The sequence below is a fragment of the Maribacter orientalis genome (assembly GCF_900109345.1).
Lineage (GTDB): Bacteria > Bacteroidota > Bacteroidia > Flavobacteriales > Flavobacteriaceae > Maribacter > Maribacter orientalis.
Window position 1 is genome coordinate 106823 of sequence record NZ_FNZN01000006.1, and the last position, 23641, is coordinate 130463.

At 36.5% G+C, this 23641-nt stretch carries 18 protein-coding genes; 8 read left to right on the top strand and 10 right to left on the bottom strand.

Annotated elements, in window-relative coordinates:
• Window positions 1–576: 576 nt before the first annotated feature.
• The 6 genes from BMY56_RS13655 to BMY56_RS13680 all read right to left on the bottom strand — a co-directional run bounded on the left by BMY56_RS13655 (window position 577) and on the right by BMY56_RS13680 (window position 10632).
• Window positions 577–966 (bottom strand): DUF2721 domain-containing protein, encoded by a 390-nt coding sequence (locus BMY56_RS13655; RefSeq protein ID WP_091625317.1) that lies wholly within the window; start codon window positions 964–966, stop codon window positions 577–579.
• 19 nt (window positions 967–985) lie between these two features.
• A complete protein-coding gene (locus BMY56_RS13660; RefSeq protein WP_091625319.1) occupies window positions 986–1324 on the bottom strand; it encodes a cupin domain-containing protein in 339 nt (112 codons plus the stop codon).
• A gap of 5 nt (window positions 1325–1329) precedes the next feature.
• Window positions 1330–4176 (bottom strand): VPS10 domain-containing protein, encoded by a 2847-nt coding sequence (locus tag BMY56_RS13665; protein WP_091625322.1) that lies wholly within the window; start codon window positions 4174–4176, stop codon window positions 1330–1332.
• A gap of 69 nt (window positions 4177–4245) precedes the next feature.
• Complete coding sequence (locus BMY56_RS13670) at window positions 4246–6015, bottom strand: M28 family peptidase (RefSeq protein WP_245737226.1); 1770 nt, start codon at window positions 6013–6015, stop codon at window positions 4246–4248.
• Window positions 6003–7454 carry a M20/M25/M40 family metallo-hydrolase gene (locus BMY56_RS13675; RefSeq protein ID WP_091625324.1) on the bottom strand — a complete coding sequence of 484 codons (1452 nt, stop codon included), beginning with the start codon at window positions 7452–7454 and terminating at the stop codon, window positions 6003–6005. Before BMY56_RS13675 ends, BMY56_RS13670 begins: the two co-directional genes overlap by 13 nt.
• A 16-nt stretch (window positions 7455–7470) precedes the next feature.
• A complete protein-coding gene (locus BMY56_RS13680) occupies window positions 7471–10632 on the bottom strand; it encodes a WD40/YVTN/BNR-like repeat-containing protein (RefSeq protein WP_091625327.1) in 3162 nt (1053 codons plus the stop codon).
• A 149-nt stretch (window positions 10633–10781) separates the two neighbouring features.
• Here BMY56_RS13680 and BMY56_RS13685 point away from each other — a divergent pair, with 149 nt between their 5' ends.
• Together BMY56_RS13685 and BMY56_RS13690 are read left to right on the top strand one after the other, a co-directional pair.
• Window positions 10782–12074 carry an aminopeptidase P family protein gene (locus BMY56_RS13685; protein WP_091625330.1) on the top strand — a complete coding sequence of 431 codons (1293 nt, stop codon included), beginning with the start codon at window positions 10782–10784 and terminating at the stop codon, window positions 12072–12074.
• A gap of 9 nt (window positions 12075–12083) precedes the next feature.
• Entirely contained in the window at window positions 12084–12854 is a 771-nt protein-coding gene (locus BMY56_RS13690; RefSeq protein ID WP_091625333.1) for an exodeoxyribonuclease III, read from the top strand.
• Between the two features lie 57 nt (window positions 12855–12911).
• On the opposite strand, the gene BMY56_RS13695 is transcribed toward BMY56_RS13690, so the two are convergent.
• Both BMY56_RS13695 and BMY56_RS13700 read right to left on the bottom strand, forming a co-directional pair.
• Entirely contained in the window at window positions 12912–13532 is a 621-nt protein-coding gene (locus tag BMY56_RS13695; protein WP_091625336.1) for a fasciclin domain-containing protein, read from the bottom strand.
• Between the two features lie 92 nt (window positions 13533–13624).
• Complete coding sequence (locus BMY56_RS13700) at window positions 13625–14902, bottom strand: branched-chain amino acid transport system II carrier protein (RefSeq protein ID WP_091625338.1); 1278 nt, start codon at window positions 14900–14902, stop codon at window positions 13625–13627.
• Window positions 14903–15155: 253 nt separating this feature from the next.
• Between BMY56_RS13700 and BMY56_RS13705 the strand changes: the two genes are divergently transcribed.
• Window positions 15156–15374, top strand: coding sequence for a hypothetical protein (locus BMY56_RS13705; RefSeq protein ID WP_091625343.1), 219 nt, complete (start codon window positions 15156–15158; stop codon window positions 15372–15374).
• 8 nt (window positions 15375–15382) lie between these two features.
• On the opposite strand, the gene thiL is transcribed toward BMY56_RS13705, so the two are convergent.
• Together thiL and BMY56_RS13715 are read right to left on the bottom strand one after the other, a co-directional pair.
• Window positions 15383–16429, bottom strand: coding sequence for a thiamine-phosphate kinase (thiL, locus tag BMY56_RS13710; RefSeq protein WP_091625346.1), 1047 nt, complete (start codon window positions 16427–16429; stop codon window positions 15383–15385).
• 92 nt (window positions 16430–16521) lie between these two features.
• Window positions 16522–17979, bottom strand: coding sequence for a Gfo/Idh/MocA family protein (locus BMY56_RS13715; protein WP_091625529.1), 1458 nt, complete (start codon window positions 17977–17979; stop codon window positions 16522–16524).
• A gap of 140 nt (window positions 17980–18119) precedes the next feature.
• On the opposite strand from BMY56_RS13715, the gene BMY56_RS13720 reads away from it, so the two are divergent.
• The 5 genes from BMY56_RS13720 (at window position 18120) to BMY56_RS13740 (ending at window position 23636) form a co-directional block, all read left to right on the top strand.
• Entirely contained in the window at window positions 18120–19373 is a 1254-nt protein-coding gene (locus BMY56_RS13720; protein WP_091625349.1) for a choice-of-anchor B family protein, read from the top strand.
• Window positions 19374–19375: 2 nt separating this feature from the next.
• Complete coding sequence (locus BMY56_RS13725; protein WP_091625352.1) at window positions 19376–20719, top strand: hypothetical protein; 1344 nt, start codon at window positions 19376–19378, stop codon at window positions 20717–20719.
• 197 nt (window positions 20720–20916) lie between these two features.
• Window positions 20917–21246 carry a HesB/IscA family protein gene (locus BMY56_RS13730; RefSeq protein WP_068480363.1) on the top strand — a complete coding sequence of 110 codons (330 nt, stop codon included), beginning with the start codon at window positions 20917–20919 and terminating at the stop codon, window positions 21244–21246.
• A 46-nt stretch (window positions 21247–21292) separates the two neighbouring features.
• On the top strand, window positions 21293–22738 hold the full coding sequence (sufB, locus tag BMY56_RS13735; protein WP_091625355.1) for a Fe-S cluster assembly protein SufB: 1446 nt from the start codon (window positions 21293–21295) through the stop codon (window positions 22736–22738).
• 25 nt (window positions 22739–22763) lie between these two features.
• Entirely contained in the window at window positions 22764–23636 is an 873-nt protein-coding gene (locus tag BMY56_RS13740) for an N-acyl homoserine lactonase family protein (protein ID WP_091625358.1), read from the top strand.
• Window positions 23637–23641 lie beyond the last annotated feature (5 nt).

Consider the following 23641-nt stretch of genomic DNA (forward strand, 5'->3'; position numbering starts at 1 on the left):
ATACGCGAATTTACATCACACGCTAGTTATTAACAAGTTTTAATGGGCTTTAGTATATCTATTTAGATTCATTTTAAGAATCAATTTTATACTGTTGAAGATTTATATGTTTAATCCACCAATAGGATTAAAAATCTTGAACAAAAATCTAATGTGATAATTGATAAGTTTTTAACTGTGATTTTTTTATGGCCCAAAGCATGCCTTCATCTAAATTTTTGAATTGCATTCTAGAATTTTTAAGAAAAATCGTTCTAAGAGTAAACTTGCCCTATTTCCAGTGGTTTGCCCTACCATGCCATAAAACGCCATTTTATGTCTGTTTTGATAAAACTTTAGCCACTTGGATGGTACTCATAATGGTTATTTATTCGGTTGTCAATATAGATTATTAGAATTTCTAACCCATATATGTTTTCAGCTGCGGTAACAACTTTCGAAGCGTTTTCCCATCTGAAAAGAACTCCTTTATTCATTTCGGATATCATATTCCTTTTTTGAAAAAAAAGAAAACACTAAAATCAAATTCCCTTATCTCTCTTATTTGATTAATTAACTCAAGCTCTTTTATACGCTTCATTTTTCCATATCCTTTAATTGAATTGATAAGGCTTTGGTTGAAAGTTGAACTTCAATTAAACTTAAAACTAATGAAATGATTAAAGCAAATAGACTAATGCCAAATACTATTTTCGCGAAAATTACATATTCAAAAAATAAGAGTGCCATTGTAATTACAGCTAGTAAAAAACTGAATATTGCAGTTGCCTGCATGTTTTTTATTATAGTAAGTCTTTTGCGTAATTTTTGAACTTGCAAGCCAATAGACGGCAAAGCTGTTTCTTGATATTTTTGATGCAATTGACGAATTAAAGCTGCAATGGCTAGGTATCTAGCATTATAGGCTAACATGGTCAAAGAAATTGCGGGGAATAGTAAGGCAGGTATTCCTAAAGTAAGTTCCATATGTTTTTGATGAAGGATTTTAATCTGTAGCAATACCAAAATAGGTCCAGCTGACATCTATATTGAACGGATTTCGTTGTGCATGTAATTCTCCAGGTTCTATAGTGATGCAATGTCCTGGGCCTACTTCATATGCTTTGTCTGAAATGGTGAAAATGGCCTTACCGGACTGAATATGAAAAACTTCAAACATGGTCTCATGTTTATGTATCTCGACTTCTTGGCCAGGTTTTAATACGGCTGTACCGTACATCATTAATTGAGGTATTTCATTATAGCCAATTAATGTTCTTTTTTTTATCTCAGGATTATGGCTAACACCTAATTCTGGTAATTCATTCCAATTAACTATTTTCATAGTAGTTATTCAATTTCAAAAGTGACAAGTTCCGTTTTTCCGTTTCCTATTAATTGTACAGAATAAGAACCTTTCGGCAGATAGGTCTTTCCATCATCTGCTGTCTTTAATTCTGTCTTATGTTTTTTAAGGTAGTTTAATTTTCCAATTTTGGAAAATGCCAAATCATATGATAGAATGTTGATTCCTTTGTCAGACACAATATCGGTCTCACTAACTAAAATATCATCAGATGATTTTATTTTGGCTTGGTAAACCTCATCTCTGTTAGAATAAAAAGTTATATCCAAGCCTGGAGTACTTGGTTTTGACCAAGAGCTCCATGAATTCCCCCATCGTGCTGAATGCTTAATATTTTCTAAGGGATATACATACAATTCCTTCTTCAATATTTCGGGAGTCAAATTTTGTAATTGAGCAATATCGGCCTTGTAAATACTTCTACCATGTGTGCCAATTAATAAATGCCTTGCTTCTTTCTGAATTACTAAATCATGAACGGCAACATAAGGCATTCCATTGTTAAACGATTCCCAAGAGTTTCCGTTATTCAAAGACACATATAATCCATTATCAGTGCCTACGTATAGCATATTTTCATTTTCTGTATCTTCTATAATTACGTTAACAGGAGATGCAGGTATGTTGGCGGAAATGTTCTTCCAAGATGCTCCTTTGTCTTCACTTACATAGATATAAGGAGTAAAATCGTCTGAGCGGTAGCCATTTAAGGTGGCATAAACTCTATTTTTATTAAACATTGATGCGATAACTCTACTTACCCATAAATTTTGTGGTAGATTTTTAGAAATTACTTCCCAACTTCCGCCACCATTGTCAGTACGTTGAATAAGACCATCATCGCTTCCAGTATATATCAATCCAAATTTGAATGGAGATTCAGAAATTGTAGCCAAGGTGCCAAAAGCAACATTTCCTTTTTTACCGCCTTGAGTTAAATCAGGAGAAATGGTTTCCCAAGTATCACCTTGGTTTAAAGAACGATGTAATTTGTTGCTTCCCATATATAATATATCTTGATTATGTGGAGATAATTGAATAGGGGATTGCCAATTAAAACGGTATGGGGCTTCTCCTAATTCATGCTTAGGTTGAATGTAAACTCTTTTGTCATTCTCTAAATCTAATCTAAAATAATTACCAAATTGAAACCCGGTATATACTGTATTCGGGTTTCGAGAATCAATTTGTACTTGCATACCGTCACCTCCTAAAATCGATTTCCATGGGTATTGTCCTGTTTGGTGCCATTCTGTATTTTCCACGGCATTATGTGGCCCCATCCATACGCCATTATCTTGTAAACCGCCATAAATATTGTATGGTTTTTGATTATCTACGGCTATCGCATAAAACTGAGCTACTATTGGTGAATTGTTCTTAATCCAATTCTCCCCATCATCATAACTAGTATTTACCCCACCATCATTTCCGTTTATTAGATGCCCTGGTAAATTAGGGTCGACCCATAAAGCGTGATGATCAGAATGCACATTGTCACCATTAATCGATTTATAAGTTTTACCCCCATCTTTTGAAGCTATTATGGGTACACCAGATAAATAAATGGCATCTACATTTTTAGGATCCACACTAATTTGCGCAAAATAATAGCCATAGCTATAAAATAGGTCATCGATATAGTCATTGTTCTGTTTTACCCAACTGGTGCCACCATTATCACTACGGTAAACCTCGGCACCAATTACAAGAGTATCAAAAATCATAGAATTTGCATCCTCTAAATAAAGGGCAAGGTCTACAGGTTTAACCGCATTGCTACGCACCATTTGTTTTACATTAGCGGCGCGATATTTTTCTTGAAAATTATTGGTCTTTAGAAAATCATTCAACTCCTTATCATTTAGGTCAAGAAATTGCTCTTTTGATAAAGATTTAAAATCATCTTTTGTTAAGCCTTCTTGTTTGTCTTTATTTTCTTCAGATTGCTTTCTCCTGAATTGATTGTCATGAACAGCATAAACCGTATTATCATCAAACACTGCCAAACCTATTCTACCAACGCCTTCACCTGTAGGAAATCCGCTTGATGGAGTTGAAATCTTTTCCCAAGTAACACCTGCATCGGTACTTTTATAAATACCAGAACCTTCACCATTCCCAATAAAATCCCACGCTTTTCTGTCTTTTTGCCAAGCTGCTGCGTATTGAATATTGAAGTTATTCGGAGAAACGGCAACATCTATAATACCTGTGTTTTCATCAATGAACAAGGTGTTTTTCCACGTTTTTCCACCATCTATGGTTTTATAAACACCTCTTTCTTTATTTGGTGAGTATAAGTGCCCTGCAACTCCAACAGTAACCTCATTGGCATTATCAGGATTTACCACAATACGACCAATATGATGCGAATCTAGTAGGCCTGTGTTCTTCCAGGTCTTACCCTTATCGGTAGATTTTAAAATTCCGATCCCGGCATAGGAAGAACGAGAAGCATTGTTCTCTCCTGTGCCAACCCATATAGTTTCACTCGGCCAATGTACCGCAATATCACCGATGTTTTGAGTTTGGGTGTCATCCATTATAGGGGTAAAAGTTGTTCCATTATTATTGGTATACCATAATCCACCTGAGGCATAGGCGACATAATATTCTGTTGGATTATCTTTATTAACGGCCAAGTCTACTACACGACCACTCATTACTGACGGACCAATATTTTTTAACGCTAAATTTTTGATTATTGAATTGGCATCCATGGCTTTTTTTGCCATTAATGATTCATCAACTTTTTCTGATGCTGTTGGTTGTACTTGGGCCGTTGCAATTGAAATACTAGTGAGTAGTAGAAGGTAGAAGTGTTTCATTTTTATTTTTTTGATAATGCTGAAGGTAAGTTAAGGATTAGTTTTTTCCCTTGCCAATTTTAGGATTTACTACTGCTTTGTGATTTTAGTCAATGATTCAATTAGGCTTTTTGATTTTGATTCAATTTCGGTCTGTGCTTTCTTTATATCATCTGTTGTAGCGCTATCCGAAGTGTGGATTACATCATTTATTGACTCTATAGCATCTATATGCCAAATTTCCCAAGCTTTTAAAATTTCTATTTCATTGGATAAACGTCCTCCAGCATCAATTGCTTTTTTACTCAGTTCAAATTCGTTCGACAAACGAAGTAAGGCTTGTTCTTTTAAAATTGACACTAGTTCTATTGCGAAAATCGCATCTGCATTCACCAATTTCAATCCGCTGACTAAAGCCGCAGTACCTACATTTTTCAATGTTTCTTGTGAAACTTTATCCATACGGTCATTATCCGTATGGTAAAATTGATCCGTAAAGTGCCAAAGTAAAAGCCCGGGAATATTGGCCTGTAAAAATGGCGTGTGATCACTACCGCCTTCGAAGGGATTCGTTTCTACCTTCCAATTTGCAAATTCACCTTGTTCTTTAAAATTTGATAGTATAAAATCGTTGAGGTAATGTGGTTTCAAATCCTCTAACGATAAAACCTCGCCGCCCCATTCGGTATGTTTATCAGCACCTCTTGTCCAAATCGCACTAGGGTCGGGCATTTTTTCAATTAAAAAAGTACCTCCGGTAATAGCTGTATTTTCACCGACCATATCTAAACTTATACCCCATTTTATACCTTTAGCTCGTTGGGGGTCTTCTTCTATATATCTGCGTGTAGAAATTATTTCATCTCCCCATAAAAAAGTCATACTGCGGTCAAGTTCAATTTTATGTTCCTGAAATAATTTTGCTACTACTTTCGCCATTTCTAATTGAGCACCTACACCAGTAGCATTATCATTTGCCCCAGGTTCTTGAATGTGTGCGCTAAATACAAGTCGTTCGTCAGCATTTTTTGCTCCTTTAATAGTTGCCACAATAGTAAGTTCTTCAGATGGGTATCTTTTGGTTTGGATGTTTACCATTACCTCGGTCTTTCCTTTTTGTAAATGCTCTATTAATCTTTCTTTTGCCTTGAAGGAAAGTGCGATACCCCAAAATTCAGAAGCATCTTCAGCGGGCAAACTTCTAAATTGAATGGAGGTGTTGTTTTTTTCTGGTTGTAAATATCCAGGATTGTCATATGAAATGATACCTAAGGCACCTTTTTCAATAGCTATCTTTGATAAACTTCGTGCACTCATTTCTGTAAAAATCACTTTTCCAATTACTGAGCCTGTTTCTAATTGATCAATAGATTTTATCCAAATTACTTCTGCTTTTATACCACTTTTTGATGTTGAGGCCGAATTCAAATAGGTCATGTTTCTATTTGTTTCAGACTTCAATAAAGGCTTTTTCTCACCAAAAATTTGTAATGAGGCTGAAACAGGTTCCCAAGTGTCATAGTTCATTGTCCGTTTTTCAATACGATAGATTAGCCGGTCAGAAATAGTAGCTTCTTCTTCTATGACATAGCCAGCAGCTTTTAAGGTATCGGCAATGAGATAGATTGTTTTGTCAAATCCCGTATTGCCAACTACACGCCAATAGTCTTCCACAAAATCTGTGGTTTCATAGGCTAATTGTCCAGTAAATTGAGGGCGAACTAATTCAAAATAATCAACAGTGGTTTCTTTCGAATGTTGTGAGCATCCTGTTAAAAAAGAAAAGCAGAGCATTATAGGAACAATACCCTGCTTAAACAATTTTCTTTTAACGAGTTCTATGAAATTTATTCCTCCCATTTCCAGTCGTTACCTATAATCAATTTCTCCTTTAAATTATTTTTGATCATGAATTCTTTCGTAGTCTCGCTGTCCATTTTAGTTGCAGGTAATTTGTCAACATTTGCCAAAGAATACAACATCATCGTACCAAAACGAGCTGTGTTTGTCATATGACCTTCGTTTACTAAATTGAAATCATCACAATCTGAATGATAGCAACCATAAATAGACCTGTCTAGATTACTATTTACAGATAAAATCGGAACGCCTTCTAACATAAAAGGTTGGTGGTCGCTATGCAGACCAGATTTGTTAGAAAATGTATTTTGATAGATGGTATCTTGTTGCTGAATAGCTGCGCCTAAATCCATAAAAAATCTCTCATCTTCTAATTTACCGCCTGCGTTCATACCTATCGGGTTACCAGACATATCTAAATTCATCATGTATTTAATGTTGTCAATGGTATTATTTTTAATCGCTTGCTCTACCAAAAACTTGCTACCAAGAAGACCTTGCTCTTCTCCCATAAACATTACAAATTTTACGGTACGTTTAGGATGAAGATTATTTGCTTTAAATGCTCTTGCAATATCAATAACTGCAAAAGAACCAATGCCGTTATCGATGGCACCTGTTGCTAGATCCCAAGAATCTAAATGGCCGCCAAGAACAATTTGCTCTTCTGGAATTGTAGTGCCAGCTAATGTAGCTACAACATTTCGAGCTTTAATAACATTGCTTGTATTGGTCATTGCTATTTTAGCAATGACTTTTTTAGTTATTAATGATTCTTTTAATGCCATGCCGTCTTCTTTACCAATACAAACTGCAGGAATTGGAATTAACTCTCCGGTTACAGAGGCTGTGCCGGTTAAAAGAACTCCGTTATCCACTTGATTAACGATTATGATACCAATGGCGCCATATTTTATTGCTAAGGCTGTCTTTTCACTACGGTGAAGATTGGTCAAACCTTCTGCACTTTCAGGTAAAATGCTGATATAAGCTAAGGCAATTTTTCCCTTAACTGCATCTGGGTTGGCAGCATAGTCTGCTTCTAAGCCATTGCCCATATCTACAATTTCTCCTGTTACATTCGCTTCTATAGGAGAATGGCCTAGGGTAACAACCTTAATATCTTCGTCATTTATTTGTAAGGAAACATCGCCTCTAGCCCATGCTTCTACTTCGAAAGTCTGGTAGGCTACATCTTCAAAGCCGTATTCTTTAAATATATTATACGTGTATTCTTCAGCTTTTGCACCATTCGTTGACCCTGTTAATCTATGGCCGATGGTTTCGGTGGCTTCCTTTAACGTACTATAGCCTTTTGAGTTAGTTTTAATTTCAGAATCTATCCTTGCAAATAATTCGGCTTGTGATTCTTCATTTTTGGTTTCACCGCATGAACTTATTATGAGGACTAATAGGGCGAAAAAAATTGGTTTTTTCATGTTTTGATTTATTGAGTTATGATTTTATTTTTTTGTTATTTTTAATTTGTAATTCACTATTTTTCAATTGTATATTCAACTTTTTGATGTCAATATCAATGAATTTTTTGAATTTAGCATCCACATCTTTTAAACGTTTGTTGAAAATAGCATATACTTCTCTCTGCTGGTCTGTAGGTTTGAAATCGGCTCCGAATGCACCAATATCACTAGCCAACGCACTTAGTCTTCCATAAAGCTTCATGGGAGATCTAAAAGCATCTTCTCGCGCACCGGTTAATTGAATGTCGTAAAGCGAGGCTATAATGGTTTCTGCTACTGTTCTTAATTCTTGAGATTTTTTACGATCGCCACTACGTTCTAGTTTAGGAATAATTTCGTTCAACTCAGCCCTAATCGTTTCAATATCGTTTATCATGGTAACGGCCAGGTTCATGGCATCTCGTAGTTGTAAGGAGAAAGCTACCTGTTCTGTTAATTCTTCTAAACTTGCTTCTGAATTTGGATCTTTTACAACCTCTAATTCACGAATAAATTCTTCTTCACCTACAATCAATTTTATTTTATAATTTTTAGGCACCACTCTTGGGCCGAATTGACCGCGCCACAAATCTAAATCCCAAGTAACTAAAGGGCGCCATCCTTCACCATTTAGCTGTACCCATGGCCTTCCTGGAGGTGTTGTCTTTAATTTTGCTTTATAAGTGGGTTCATATCTCAAATCCCACATTACTCGATGTATTCCTGCATTCTGTTTGCCTTTTAAGGTTCTGATAATTTCATCGTTATCAGTTAATACTTGAATTTCTACTTTTTGATTGGTGCTATCCTGTAAATAATAATGGATGTCTGCTCCGTAAGCAGGGTTGGTTCCGGAGTTCAAACTTGGTCCATCAGTTTTTATACTTTGTTGGTCTATAAATCGATATGCTGGTCGTAGACTAAATAAATGTGCTGATTTATTCTTTGCATCTAAATCGAATTCACGTAATGGAGCTACATTATCTAAGATGTAATAACCTCGGCCATATGTACCCACAACTAAATCATCAAACCGTTCTTGTATCTCAAGCCAATAGACAGGAGCTGGTGGTAAGTTATTTCGAAAACGCATCCAGTTAGCACCATCATCGTAGCTTATATAAAGACCGTTGTCAACGCCGAGGTATAACATGCCTTCTCTTTTGGGGTCTTCCTTTATTACATGTGCAAAGCTATGTACTGATTTTGGGACAGTGGAGCTTATCAATTTCCACGATAATCCATAATCTTCGGTTTTATATACATAAGGATTAAAATCTCCCATTTGATGTAAGTCTACGGTGATATATGACGTTCCTTTTTTATAACGAGATATTTCAATATTGGCAATGGTACCCCATTTAGGTAAATCTGGAATATTTGCGGTTACATTAGTCCAACTTGTACCTCCATTTTTTGTTAATTGAACTTGTCCGTCATTACTGCCTGTCCATATTAGGCCAGGTTCCAACTCAGATTCTTCAATACTGAATAATACAGAACCATCAAAGGTCATCAGATTATCAACGGCTATTCCACCAGAATTTTGTTGGTGTGTTTTATCATTTAAAGTTAGATCAGGACTTATAACTTGCCAACTTTGACCTCCATCATCACTTTTATGTACAAATTGACTCCCTACATATACTCTATGTTTGGTATGCGGTGAAAATGCTAATGGAAAATTCCAATGCCAGCGATATTTTAATTTCCCGGGCTCCCAACCATAACCTGCTTCTGGCCATACACGAACATCACGTACATGCCCTGTTTTTGCATTGTAGCGTTGTAGTCCCCCGTCATAACAGCCAGACCATACTATGTCATTATCAAAAGGGTCTGGTTGGGCAAAACCGCTTTCGCATCCTCCAACGCTTTGCCACAACCCTAAAGGAATATAACCTTGCCTACTATTGCTCGGTCCTTTATAAGAATAGCCATCTTGTCGATTACCATAAACGTTGTAAGGAATCTGATCATCTACTGAAACATGATACATTTGTGCTATTGGCAGCACGATGCGTTGAAAAGTCTCGCCGTGATTTATACTAATACTTGCTCCACCGTCATGAGCGACCATTATTCGGTCAGCATTAGAAGGGTCTATCCAAATGTCATGATTGTCACCGCCTGCACTATACCCTCCTTTAATTGTCTTTCCACCGTCTTTTGAAATACTAAACTTTACACTGGCAAAATATAGTTCGTTTGGATCTGTGGTAGATACCGCCATACGAGTATAATAAGGTGCTCTTTCTGCTATATCGTGATTTCGAGTTTGTAAAGTCCATGTTTCTCCAAAATCTTCGGAACGGTATAATGCCGGACTTTCAATTTCAAAAAGAGCATATACGATATTTGGATTTGAATGGGAAATGGCAACCGCCGTTTTACCTACAGGATTTTCTTTACCTCCAGGGAGTCCTTTTTTAGTAAGTGGTTCCCAATTTTCACCACCATCTGTTGTTCTGTATACACCGCCTCCAGGGCCGCCACTATTTAATCCCCAAGTATTTATTTGTATGGACCACATACCCACTAATAGGCGATTAGGATTTTTCGGGTCTATAGCTAGCTCGGCCGCACCGGTGTTTTCATCTATAAAAAATATGCGTTTCCAAGTTTCACCACCATCTACCGTTTTATAAACGCCACGTTCTTGTTGTTTACCATACGTATGGCCTAATGCTGCAGCGTATACGATGTCAGGATTAGTAGGATGCACGATTACGCGACCAATGCGACCCGTTTTTTCCAGACCCATATTTTTCCAGGTCTTTCCCCCGTCTATAGATTTATAGATGCCATCACCCATGGAGTGAGCAGGTCTAATAACAAAAGTTTCACCGGTACCGACCCACACAATATCTGGATTGGTCGGTGTTATCGCCAAGGATCCTATAGAAGATACCTCTTGATCATCAAAAATTGGGTTCCAAGTACTACCTGCATCGGTCGTTTTCCATAACCCGCCAGATGCAGCACCAATATAGGTTGTCATTGGATTTTCTGGTATTCCTGCAATAGCAATAGTTCGATTTCCTTCAGGACCGATAAATCGAAATTTTAGATTTTCAAAAACAGAACTTTGAGTTTGGGCTAGTGTAGATAAGAATACTAAAAAAAATAGTGGTGTAATAAGTAGCCTATTTTTCATTAGTTATCAGTTTTTTTGGTTGAGACACACAAGTTAACTAATTAGCATCTAAATGTTATAAAATTGCGGGGTATGATTTTCATAATTATATCCTCTATTTTCTAGTGAAACAACACATAATCCGTAATTTTATATCAAAATGTAAATTCATGAAATACGATCAAATACCTAATTCGTTATTTATAAAGAACCGAAAGAAATTTATGGACCGCATGCAGCCTAAAAGCATTGCCGTTTTTAATTCGAATGATATTTACCCTATAAGTGCCGATAGTGTATTGCCTTTTGAGCAACATAGAGATATTTTTTACTTGTCTGGGGCAGATCAAGAAGAGACCATTTTAGTGCTTTACCCAGATTCTATAAATAAAAAGAACCGTGAAATTCTCTTCGTTAGGGAGACTAATGAACATATTGCCATTTGGGAAGGCGAAAAATTGACCAAAGAAAAAGCGACCGAGGTTTCTGGTATTCAAAATATTCAATGGTTAAAGGATTTTGACAAAACATTTTTTGATTTAATGACCGAAGCCGAAACAATCTACTTTAATACGAATGAGCATTATAGGCAGGCGGTAGAAACGGAAACCCGAGAGGATCGTTTTATTAAAAAATATAAGCAGCAATTTCCAGCGCATCGTGTGGCAAAAAGTAATCCGATTCTTCAGGAAATTCGCGGCATAAAGGAGCCTGAAGAATTAGAATTGATGCAAACGGCATGTAATATTACCGAGAAAGGTTTTCGAAGATTACTAGGTTTCGTAAAACCTGGGGTAATGGAATATGAGATCGAGGCAGAACTAGTGTATGAATTTGTTAGGAACCGTTCTAAAGGTTTTGCATATCCGCCAATTATCGCTTCAGGTAACAATGCTAATGTGTTACATTATTTAGAGAACAATAAGGTTTGTAATAATGGTGATTTAATTTTGATGGACGTTGCTGCAGAATACGCAAATTACTCAAGTGATTTAACTAGAACCATACCTGTGAACGGAAAATTCACCAAACGACAAAAAGAGGTGTATAATGCCGTTTTACGAGTGAAGGATGATGCTACGAAAATGTTGGTTCCTGGCACGCTTTGGGCAGAGTACCATAAAGAATGTGGTAAATTAATGACATCTGAATTATTAGGATTAGGCTTATTGGATAAGGCTGATGTTCAAAATGAGAATCCCGAATGGCCTGCATATAAAAAATACTTCATGCATGGCACAAGTCATCATATTGGTTTAAATACACATGATTACGGTGCATTGAAAACACCTATGAAAGCAAATATGGTATTTACGGTTGAACCGGGAATCTATATACCAGCGGAAAAAATGGGTATTCGATTAGAAGACGATGTGGTCATTCAAGAAAAGGGAGAACCTTTTAATCTTATGGCAAATATTCCTATTAAAGCAGATGAGATTGAAGATTTAATGAACAAATAATAGCAGAGAATGAAATTAGTATCATGGAACGTTAATGGCATAAGGGCCTCTGTAAAAAAAGGATTCGAAGAAATAGTTAAAGATTTTGACGCAGATATTTTTTGTATCCAAGAAACCAAGGCGCAAGATGATCAGGTGAGCGAAGCATTAAAGAATTTAAGCGGTTATGAATTATACACCAATAGTGCTGATAAAAAAGGGTATTCAGGTACAGGTATATTAACCAAACAAAAGCCTGTAGAGTTTAAAAAGAATATGGGTATCGCTGAGCATGACTTGGAAGGTCGTATTACGCATTCTGAGTATGAAGAATTTCATTTGGTAAACGTATATATTCCTAATAGTGGGAATGGACTAAAGCGATTGGATTATAGAGCCGGATGGGACAAGGACTTTACCAACTACCTAAAAGTACTATCAAAGACCAAACCTTTGATTATTACAGGCGATTTTAATGTTGCCCATACTGAAAATGATTTGGCCAACCCTAAAAGTAATTACAACAAAACAGCTGGATTTACACAGGTTGAAATTGATGGATTTGATCATATGCTGAACGAATTGAATTTGGTAGATAGTTTTAGAAAATTACACCCAACTTCATTCGATAAATATACTTTTTGGAGTATGCGCGGTGGTGCACGAGATAGAAATGTAGGTTGGCGTATTGATTACTTTTTGGTAAGTGAATCTATTTGGGATAAGGTTAAATCTGCCCAAATTCATGATCAAATTATGGGAAGTGATCATTGCCCTATAAGTCTGGAGATAGAATTTTAGTTGAAAAAAAACGGCCCATTTAAAATGGGCCGTTCATTATTTGTTGGACTTTTAAATTTACATTCCTGGTAAAACAACAGTATCGACCACATGAATAACACCGTTCGATTGATTTACATCTGCAATCGTTACAGTAGAAATATTGCCTGCTGTATCTTTTAACTGAACCTTCTTACCCTTTAGCATTGCCGTCAATATACCACCGTTCACAGTTGTTAATTCAGCTTTTCCCTTTCCATCCTTAATCATTTTAGCAAAGTCCATTGAACTTACTTTTCCAGCAACTACATGATAGGTAAGTACCCCTTGCAATTTTTCTTTGTTTTCAGGCTTCAATAAAGTTTCAACAGTACCTTTAGGTAATTTGTCAAAAGCGGTATTGGTCGGTGCAAAAACGGTAAACGGACCTTCACCTTGTAAAGTTTCAACGAGTCTAGCTGCTTTAACTGCTGCAACTAGTGTTGTATGGTCTTTTGAGTTCACTGCATTTTCAATGATATTTTTAGTAGGATACATTTCTGAGCCGCCCACCATTTTGGTCTGCATCATCATTTTCTCCTTTTTCATCATTTTTTTGTCTTTCTTCATCTCCATACTGCCATCTTGAGCGAATGATGAAGCGCTTAAACCAATCGTTAATGCTAAGGTTGCCAGTGTAATAGTTTTTGAAATTTTCATAATCTAATATTTTAGTATACCCCATTTACGTAAACCAAATACCGAAGGTTTGGTTTTAAGGTATGAATTAGATGAAATATATTCTAGGCAATTTATTTATTAATAGTGTTGACATATACATTAGAAAGAATAAATGCTACCAAAGCGGGCAAGACCCAGCCCAAACTATATTCCTGTAATGGAATCCAAGAAAAGGTTTCTGGTTTTGGGGCGAGTGATGGAATACTATTTAAAAAGTCTGGAATGCTAAAAAGAATAGTGGCTATGGTAACTGTACGAAAAACGAAAGGTGTCGCCCATTTTTCAGGAACTACATTTAGTAAAATTAGAATGATGGTAATAGGGTAGATGAACATTAACGATGGTAACGCTACAGCGATAATATATCCTACATTAAATTGGCCCATTGATACACCCAAAACACTCCCTACGATAGCTGTAATAGTATATACCAATTGAGAGTCATTGAATCTAGACCTTACGAAATCGGCTGTCCCCGTAACTATACCCACCGCTGTGGTAAAACATGCAATACCTACCAATATGCTTAAAAATAAATTTCCAATATTACCCAGGCTATTAATGGCCAAACCAGACAGTAAAGCTGTTCTTGTGGTATCTGTATCAAATACAGAATGTGACAGCGCTCCTGAAAGAATTAAACCCATATAAATTAAAAAAAGGGCCAAACCAGCTAACCATCCGGCGTTGCGTATCAGTGATTTTTTATCGGCGTAGGAGGCAGTCTTATGTTTAATATTTATAGAGATAATAATCACTCCACCTACTACTACTGCGCCAATAGCATCAAATGTCTGATAGCCTTCTAGGATTCCGTTTGTAAACGGACTAACGATTGTTGAAGTTCCAAATTCAAAGGGGTAAGAGAAAATGGTTATTCCGATAACAAAAATCAGAATTAGGATAATTGCAGGTGTTAATATTTTACCTAGAATGTTCATTATTTTTGAGCGATTCATGGCGAAGATAAATACTAGGCCGAAATATACGCTACTGGTAAACCAAGGAGAGATATCCCAATAAGGTTGAACGGCCATTTCGTGGGTAACAGAAGCAGTTCTTGGACTTGGTAAGGCTATGGCAATGGCATAAATAAAAAAAGCGTAAATCAAGCTAAACGTGGGTGATACCTTTTTTCCAAAATCCATCAACGTACCTTGTAGTTTAGCATGTGCCAAAATGCCAAGAATGGGAATTACCATTGCAGAAAGGCAAAAACCTATGGTTACTATTAGCCATTGATTTCCAGAATTAAAACCTAATAAAGGGGGTAGTATTAGATTGCCCGCTCCAAAGAAAAGGGAGAAAAGAGCAAAGGCGGTAACGAGAATTTCCTTCTTCTTAAACATGGTTACAAATTAAGCGAAAGATTATGAAATAACAGACATGCCGTTGCTTTCTCTTTGGTAAGACACCAAAAAAAAGTAGATTGACAACAGGTTAGGTAACACTCACAACAATTACTGGTACAGTCGGTTAATATACAGTACTTTAACAAAAGGAAAATTAGCGTAAGTGATTTTCCATTTTGTTTCAACCAAAAATATTAATCGCATTTTCTCGATATCCCAAATCGAAATTCTTGCAATAAAAACCTACAGCATGAAAAAAATATTCTGCAACATTTTCGGCCATCACTATTCCATTTCAAAAAAAGTGACATCGCACATTAAAGAATACAAGTGTATTCACTGTCAAAAAGAAGTAACAACAGATGTTAGTGGAAACCTTTCCGTATTAACACCTGAATTACAGGATATCAACAGAACTTTAGAGCATATTTATCAAAGAAGACATACTGCTACACAACAGGTAGCTTAGTAAGTTCTCTATTCGGTAAAAGAATTCCAACCCTGAGCGGTTAATGGAATCTTCGTATTATTCCTGGAAATTAAGAAAGCACCTTCTTCTTTACCCGTGGTATGCCCCACGACGGTTAAGTTAGGATTGCCCTTTATTTTCAGGAATTCTTTTTGGTCTATAGTAAACAATAACTCATAATCTTCACCGCCACTTAAGGCTACAAGAGTACTATCTACCTTGAACTCTTCACAGGCTGCGATTACCGTTGGGTCTAATGGAATTTTATCTTCGTATAAATCAATACCTAGACCGCTACTTTTACTTAAATGTAAAATTTCAGAAGAAAGTCCGTCACTTATATCTATCATAGATGTAGGCCTAACATCCAATTTTTTCAATAATTCAATAATATCTTTTCGAGCTTCTGGTTTTAACTGTCGCTCTACGATATAAGAATAGGGTTCTAAATCTGGCTGACTATTCGGGTTTACCTTAAAAACTTCTTTTTCGCGCTCCAAGACTTGAAGACCCATATAGGCAGCCCCTAAATCACCTGAAACAACCAAAAGGTCGTTAGGTTTGGCGCCTGATCTATAAGCAATATCTTCTTCGTTAGCTTCACCTATTGAAGTTACACTAATCATTAACCCTGTTTTAGAAGAGGTGGTGTCACCACCAACTAAATCAACATTATAGGTTTTGCACGCAGTAGCTACACCAGCATATAGTTCTTCTAATGCTTCTAAAGGAAATCTATTAGAAACCGCAATAGAAATGGTTACTTGAGTGGCGGTAGCGTTCATGGCGTAAATATCTGAAAGATTTACCATTACTGCTTTGTAGCCTAAATGCTTTAAGGGCATGTAGGCAAGGTCGAAATGCACACCCTCTATTAATAGATCCGTACTAATGACTGTTTTTTTGTCTTTAAAATCTAAAACGGCAGCATCATCCCCAATACCTTTTAAAGTAGATTTTCGCTCAATTTTAAAGTCTTTGGTTAAGTGCTCTATAAGGCCAAATTCGCCTAATTTTTCTAAAGATGTCTTTTCTTGATTCTTGTCTTCTAGCATGCTGCAAAAATAAGAAGTAATACAAGACCAAGAACATAAAAAAAACCGAAGCTTTTCAGCTTCGGTTTCACTTCTAAAATTTAGAATAAAATCTATCCTACTGAATATCCATCTCTGTACGTACGCTTAACGTATTTATTCGCTGGCTCGAAATTGGTAATTTTCATATTTGCCGCATCCCATTGTAAACGTTTTCTTCCGTAGTATTGTTTTCCACCACCCCAGAAACCTTGGTTTTCAACTGTAGGATCTACTTCGAAGTATGATTTTAATGCCAAGTTACCGATAAGAATACTCTCTGTAAACGGACCTGCATAATCGAATGAAGAACTGGTTTCAGCATTACCATAACCTGCCATACAAGCATTTACCCATTGTAAATAATGACCTTCTGGAACACGTTTAATTGTTTCTTCTACCTCGAATTGCTCGTTTAAACTTAAAGGAAGAAGCCTAGGGTTTGCCCCATAGCAATCCGCCATCAATTTACCTTTGGTACCAATAAATAGTACACCGCCATCCCAGTTTCCTAAAGCTTCAGCATCGCCCAATTCTTCTGGTCTTTCAGGTAGTAGCCCACCATCCATCCAAGAAACTTTTATTTTACCTTTTCCATCCGTTCTTGGGTAACTTAAATGTATTTTACTAGAGTTTGGGAAACTTTTTGGGTAATCTTTATATTCAAAATTTCCACTAAAAGAATCTGAAACACTGCATTCTACTGTGTCTGGGTACAATATTGGTAAAATTCTGTAAACGGGATCCATAATATGACAAGCCATATCGCCTAAAGCTCCAGTACCAAAATCCGACCAACCTCTCCAATCAAAAGGTAAATATGCATTATTGTAATCTCGTGCTGCCGCTGTACCTAACCAAAGGTCCCAATTCAAACCTTTTGGTATTCTGTCTTTTTTAGTAGGTGTTTGTAATGCCTGTGGCCAAATTGCTCTATTGGTCCAGCATTTTACAGTGTGTACATCTCCTATTATGCCCGTATCATATATTTCCTTCATTTTACGAACACCATCCCCGGATCCACCTTGATTACCCATTTGTGTAACTACCTTATATTTTTTGGCAGCTTCGGTAAGCATTCTTGCTTCCCAAATATCATGTGTCAATGGCTTCTGTACATATACATGTTTTCCCATTGCCATTGCCTGGTAAGCTGCAACAGCATGGTTATGGTCGGGAGTAGAAACAGAAACCGCATCTATATTGTCTCCTTCTTTTTCTAGCATTTCTCTAAAATCACTGAAATAACTAGCTTTCGGGAATGCTTCTCTAGAGGCAATTGCTTGTCTGTCGTCAACATCACAAAGTGAAACAATATTTACATTTGGACTCTCAGCAAAGGAGGCAATGTCGCTTTGACCTTTTCCGCCAATGCCAATACCCGCGATGTTTAGTTTATCGCTTGGAGCTATAAATCCAGGACCACCCAAGACATGTCTTGGTACAATCATGAATCCGGCCGCCGCCATACCGGTATTTTTCATAAATTTTCGACGCGAGTTCTTTTTTAAATTCGTCTTTTTGTTTGACATAAAATGAAGTTGTTTTAGTTGTTTGATGATTTGGACTTCAAGATAATTCAATTAAGCCAATTACGTGAAGGTCATTGCAGTTTTATGTTTATTGAAACAATGCAATTAGTATCTTTAAGTATTGAAATTAAAACAATTACATGAAAAAGGGGCTTTGGTTTATAATATTTATTATGATTTTCGGATGCTCTTCAGATGACAATATTGAGGTTGAAGTAGATAACCAGATGGAAGACCCAGAAGAAATACCGTCTTCTGAAAATAACGTGACTGCAATTGTGCCATGTGAAAACGGTATGGCAGGTATTTATCCTTGTAATGGTTATGATTTAGTTGCCCATATTTCTCTAAGTGAAATGTCTGCTCAGGAAGGTAACGATATCTGGGGTTGGACGGATGCTGAAAGTGGCAAAGAATATGCTTTGATTGGGTTGGATAATGGAACCGCTTTTATAGATATATCAGATGCAGTAAAGCCTATTTTTCTAGGTAAGCTACCTACTGCCACAAGTTCAAGCCCATGGAGAGATGTAAAAATCTTTGGAGACTTTGCGTATATCGTTTCTGAGGCCAGTGATCATGGTGTTCAAGTTTTCGATTTAAAAAAATTGAGAAACGTAAGTAATCCTCCTCAAGAATTTTCTACAGATGGGCGTTATACAGATTTGGGTAATGCACATAATATTGTAATTAATGAAACATCTGGTTTTGCATATCCTGTTGGTACGAATAGAGATGACCAGTTTAATGGTGGTGTACATTTTTTGAATCTTGAAAACCCTATAGTTCCTGCTTTAGCTGGTGGTTGGGGTTTAAATGGATACACGCATGATGCACAGGTAATTACTTATAATGGACCCGATGCCAATTATTTAGGTTCAGAAATATTTGTAGGTGCTAATGAGAATCAAGTAGTGGTAGTAGATATTTCAGATAAGAACGCACCCGTAACTTTGGCGACATTACCTTATCCAAATATCGGATACACCCATCAGGGTTGGTTTACAGAAAATCATCGCTATTTTATATTGGGGGACGAGTTAGATGAGGTGCGGCAAGGGTTTAAAACACGTACCCTAATTTTTGATATGGTTGATTTAGAGAAACCGGTTTTACACCATACGTACTTAGGTCCAACAAACGCTATTGACCACAACGGTTATGTTTTAGGAGATGAATTTTTCTTGGCAAATTATACGGCAGGTGTGCGTGTTTTAGATATTACAGAAATTGAAAGTAGAACAATAGTTGAGAAGGCATTTTTTGACACTTATCCGGCCAACAATAATACACAATTTGCAGGAGTTTGGAGTGTTTACCCCTATTTTGAAAGTGGTTATATAATCATTAGTGACATTAATACTGGGTTTTTTATAATCCAAAAATCAAGTTGATCATGAGAAAGGTGTTTTTACTTGTACTTGCTTTTAGCATCTTTTCTTGTGCAAAAGAAGAAGCTGAAATTGCATTTGAGTCATTAAATACTGAATTTAAGGGAGAACTCGATTTTATTAAAAATTTTGGAGGTAGTGGTAATGAAAGCGCACAGGCCATTGTAAAAACTACTGACGGGGGTTTCGCAATTTTAGGATATACAGGAAGTACTAATGGTGATATCTCAACAAAAGCTGAAGAAGAAAATGACTATTGGTTATTGAAATTTGATGAAAATTCGAATTTGCAATGGAATAAAACCTATGGTGGAAGTAAAGATGATATTGGACAAAGTCTCGCACAAACTGGTGACGGAGGCTTTATTCTAACAGGCTATTCTATGAGTAGTGATGGCGATGCTTCAAATAACGAAGGTTTTCATGACAACTGGATTTTAAAATTAGATGTTCAAGGAAATTTGGAATGGGAAAGTAGTTACGGTTTTTCAGGTCACGATCATTCGTACGATATACTTGAAGCATCGCAAGGAGGATATTTTTTTACAGGGTTTTTAGATATAACTTCTGCTAGGGCCGATGGAAATACTGAAAAAGGCAACTCATTAACCAGTCATGGCGTAGGTGAGTTTTGGGGAACAAAAATAGATGAAAGAGGTACCGTACAGTGGCGAGGTTATTTTGGAGGTACCAATAATGACAGGGCACACGGGGTCGTGCAAACAAATGATGGCGGTTTTGTGATGGCGGGTTTTACCGAAAGTAATGATTTTGATATAAGCAATACCAACGGTAGCTACGATTTTTGGGTGATTAAAGTAGATTCTTTTGGCAATCTAATTTGGGAACGGTCATTTGGTGGTGAAGGTATTGAGGTTTCTTATGATATTGCTAAAACTGCAGATAATGGTTTTGTAGTGGTAGGTAATACATTTAGCACCAATGGCGATATTTTATTAAACCATGGAGAATCTGATATGTGGTTGATTAAGCTTGATGAAGAGGGTAATTTAATTTGGGAACATACTTATGGCGGTAGCCAGTTCGATTTGGCACAGGCTGTAGTACAAAGTAAAGATGGGGGTTTCTTAATAACGGGTAACACCAAAAGCGATGATAAAGACAGTTCATTAAATAAGGGCGAAAATGACATTTGGGTGGTTAAAACCAATGCCTTTGGTGACCTTGTTTGGGAAAAATCTTTTGGAGGTTCTGGGCTGGATTTTGGTTTTGATCTTCTTGAAAATTCTGACGGGAGCATTCTTATTGTAGGCGAATCTTCAAGTACAGATTTCGGTTCCATATCTTCTAAAGGAAACGCAGACTTAATTCTTCTCAAAATCAAATAGTCGCTTCCGGTATTTCTTATAGTATTTCTCTATGAATACATACGTTATAATAATGGTAGGTTCTATGGGGGAAACTTAGATATAACGTATATTTGAAAACTATTTAGATTAAATCTAGATAATAACATTAGGTTTCATAAAAAAAACCTACTAATAATGTATATTTGTAAACTATTTAGATTAAATCTAGTTAATATATGATTCAAGTATCAGAAACAGCTAAACAGAAAGTCATCAACCTTATGACGGAAGAAGGTTTTGATGCGACAACGGATTATGTTCGTGTGGGTGTAAAAAGCGGTGGATGCAGCGGATTATCTTACGAGTTAAACTTTGATAATAAGAAGGATGATGCCGATAAGGTTTTCGAGGACAATAACGTTCGAATTATTGTAGACAAAAAGAGCTTTTTATATTTAGTAGGAACGGTCTTAGAATACTCTGGGGGCCTCAACGGTAAGGGTTTTGTTTTTAACAACCCTAATGCACAACGAACTTGTGGTTGTGGCGAGAGTTTTTCATTATAAATCGATAATTGTTAGTTGAGTAAAATCAATTGACCAATTAAACTATATGGCATATACAGAAGAAGAATTAAAAAAAGAATTGGAAACCAAAGAGTACGAATATGGTTTCTATACAGATATTGAATCCGAAACGTTTCCTATTGGTTTAAGCGAAGAAATCGTTATTGCCATTTCCAAGAAAAAGGAAGAGCCTGAGTGGATGACACTTTGGCGTCTTGAGGCTTTTAAATATTGGAAAGAAATGGTTGAGCCAGAATGGGCAAATGTTCATTATACAAAACCAGATTTTCAAGCAATTTCTTATTACTCTGCACCAAAAAAAGCAGATCCTAACAAAACAATGGATGATGTAGATCCTGAGTTGCTAGAGATGTATAAGAAATTGGGTATTTCTGTAGATGAGCAAAAGAAACTACAGAATGTAGCTGTAGATATAGTTATGGACTCCGTTTCTGTTGCTACTACATTCAAAAAGACATTGGCGGAAAAAGGAATCATTTTCTGTTCTATTTCAGAAGCTATAAAAGAGCATCCTGAATTGGTGAAGAAGTATATTGGTTCTGTAGTTCCTCAAAGAGATAATTTTTATGCAGCATTAAATTCCGCTGTCTTTTCTGATGGTAGTTTCTGTTACATCCCAAAAGGCGTTCGTTGCCCAATGGAGCTTTCAACCTACTTTAGAATCAATCAGGCTGGTACAGGTCAGTTCGAGCGCACCTTGCTAATTGCCGACGAAGATAGTTATGTAAGCTATTTGGAAGGGTGCACTGCGCCATCAAGAGATGAGAATCAATTGCATGCTGCGGTAGTAGAATTGATTGCTTTAGACGGTGCAGAAATTAAGTATTCAACAGTGCAAAACTGGTACCCTGGCGGTAAAGATGGTAAAGGTGGAGTATACAACTTTGTTACAAAAAGAGCTTTATGCGAAAAGAACGCTAAAGTATCATGGACACAAGTTGAAACTGGTTCAGCTGTTACTTGGAAATATCCTTCTTGTATTTTAAAAGGGGATAATTCTATCGGGGAATTTTATTCAATTGCTGTAACCAATAATTACCAACAAGCAGATACGGGCACAAAAATGATCCATATTGGTAAGAATACAAGAAGTACCATTATATCTAAGGGTATTTCTGCCGGTAAATCTCAAAATAGTTACCGTGGTTTGGTACAGATAAATAGTCGTGCTGACAATGCTCGAAACTTCTCTCAATGTGATTCACTATTGATGGGTAACGAATGTGGGGCACATACTTTTCCGTACATCGAAGCGAAGAACAAGTCTGCAATGATAGAGCATGAGGCTACAACAAGTAAAATTGGTGAAGATCAAATATTTTATTGTAACCAAAGGGGCATACCTACTGAAAAAGCTATTGCTCTAATCGTGAACGGATTTAGCAAAGAGGTTCTGAATAAATTACCAATGGAATTTGCAGTAGAGGCTCAAAAATTATTGGAAATTAGTTTAGAGGGTTCTGTAGGATAAATTGAACAATGTCTTTAAAATAACGATGAAGAAGTTTTTAATCATATTAGTTAGTATTGCGGCCTTTAGTTGTAGGGAAAATAAAAGTGAAACTAAAGGTGCAAATACTACTGAAGAAGTAGTTAAGCCAGAGGTGAAATTATACACCTTTAATGGGGGTACCGTACTAGTGAACAACTTGGAATTGTTTTCTCAAGATACTACCTATCATGGTCAGACAAAAGAATTTGCGGATCCTTTTTATGTAATTAGTCATCCGAAAGGAAATTTAATGTGGGATGCAGGTTTGCCTGAAGGGTTGATTGCAATGGGAGAACCATATACGGATCCTAGCGGAGCATTTACAGTTTCAAGAAAAGACTCGGTTGTAAATCAGTTGAAAAGTATAGGGATGTCTCCATCCGACATAAAATATCTTGCTTTATCACATACTCATTTTGATCACAGCGGCCATGCCAATGCATTTAAAGATGCAACATGGTTGGTTCAAAATACTGAGTTGGATTTTATAACCAGTGAAGAAACTCAGACGAACAATAGCGATATTTATAATGCAATTAAAGAATTGACCAATATTCAAAAACTGAATGGTGAATATGATGTATTTGGTGACGGAACGGTAGTTATCAAGTCGATGCCAGGTCATACCCCAGGGCACCAAGTATTGTATATAGATTTAGCTGAAAATGGACCAGTATTATTGACAGGTGATTTATACCATTTGTATGAAAATAGAGAACATAGAGGGGTTCCTATTTTTAACTTTGATGTTGAGCAAACATTAAATAGCATGACAGAATTTGAGGCTTTTGCCAAAGAAGTTAATGCTAAAGTATTTATACAGCATTCAAAAGAAGATTTTAATAAAATGCCTAAGGCACCAGAATATTTAAAGTAGCATAT

What these genes read in the sequence shown, in the direction of transcription:
- BMY56_RS13695 (WP_091625336.1), bottom strand. Translation starts at nt 13,532, where the DNA reads ATGAAAATTTCAAAAACTATTACACTGGCAACCTTAGCATTAACGATT.
- BMY56_RS13725 (WP_091625352.1), top strand. Translation starts at nt 19,376, where the DNA reads ATGAGAAAGGTGTTTTTACTTGTACTTGCTTTTAGCATCTTTTCTTGT.
- BMY56_RS13720 (WP_091625349.1), top strand. Translation starts at nt 18,120, where the DNA reads ATGAAAAAGGGGCTTTGGTTTATAATATTTATTATGATTTTCGGATGC.
- BMY56_RS13665 (WP_091625322.1), bottom strand. Translation starts at nt 4,176, where the DNA reads ATGAAACACTTCTACCTTCTACTACTCACTAGTATTTCAATTGCAACG.
- BMY56_RS13715 (WP_091625529.1), bottom strand. Translation starts at nt 17,979, where the DNA reads ATGTCAAACAAAAAGACGAATTTAAAAAAGAACTCGCGTCGAAAATTT.
- BMY56_RS13690 (WP_091625333.1), top strand. Translation starts at nt 12,084, where the DNA reads ATGAAATTAGTATCATGGAACGTTAATGGCATAAGGGCCTCTGTAAAA.
- sufB (WP_091625355.1), top strand. Translation starts at nt 21,293, where the DNA reads ATGGCATATACAGAAGAAGAATTAAAAAAAGAATTGGAAACCAAAGAG.
- thiL (WP_091625346.1), bottom strand. Translation starts at nt 16,429, where the DNA reads ATGCTAGAAGACAAGAATCAAGAAAAGACATCTTTAGAAAAATTAGGC.
- BMY56_RS13670 (WP_245737226.1), bottom strand. Translation starts at nt 6,015, where the DNA reads ATGGGAGGAATAAATTTCATAGAACTCGTTAAAAGAAAATTGTTTAAG.
- BMY56_RS13680 (WP_091625327.1), bottom strand. Translation starts at nt 10,632, where the DNA reads ATGAAAAATAGGCTACTTATTACACCACTATTTTTTTTAGTATTCTTA.
- BMY56_RS13730 (WP_068480363.1), top strand. Translation starts at nt 20,917, where the DNA reads ATGATTCAAGTATCAGAAACAGCTAAACAGAAAGTCATCAACCTTATG.
- BMY56_RS13740 (WP_091625358.1), top strand. Translation starts at nt 22,764, where the DNA reads ATGAAGAAGTTTTTAATCATATTAGTTAGTATTGCGGCCTTTAGTTGT.
- BMY56_RS13660 (WP_091625319.1), bottom strand. Translation starts at nt 1,324, where the DNA reads ATGAAAATAGTTAATTGGAATGAATTACCAGAATTAGGTGTTAGCCAT.
- BMY56_RS13655 (WP_091625317.1), bottom strand. Translation starts at nt 966, where the DNA reads ATGGAACTTACTTTAGGAATACCTGCCTTACTATTCCCCGCAATTTCT.
- BMY56_RS13700 (WP_091625338.1), bottom strand. Translation starts at nt 14,902, where the DNA reads ATGTTTAAGAAGAAGGAAATTCTCGTTACCGCCTTTGCTCTTTTCTCC.
- BMY56_RS13705 (WP_091625343.1), top strand. Translation starts at nt 15,156, where the DNA reads ATGAAAAAAATATTCTGCAACATTTTCGGCCATCACTATTCCATTTCA.
- BMY56_RS13685 (WP_091625330.1), top strand. Translation starts at nt 10,782, where the DNA reads ATGAAATACGATCAAATACCTAATTCGTTATTTATAAAGAACCGAAAG.
- BMY56_RS13675 (WP_091625324.1), bottom strand. Translation starts at nt 7,454, where the DNA reads ATGAAAAAACCAATTTTTTTCGCCCTATTAGTCCTCATAATAAGTTCA.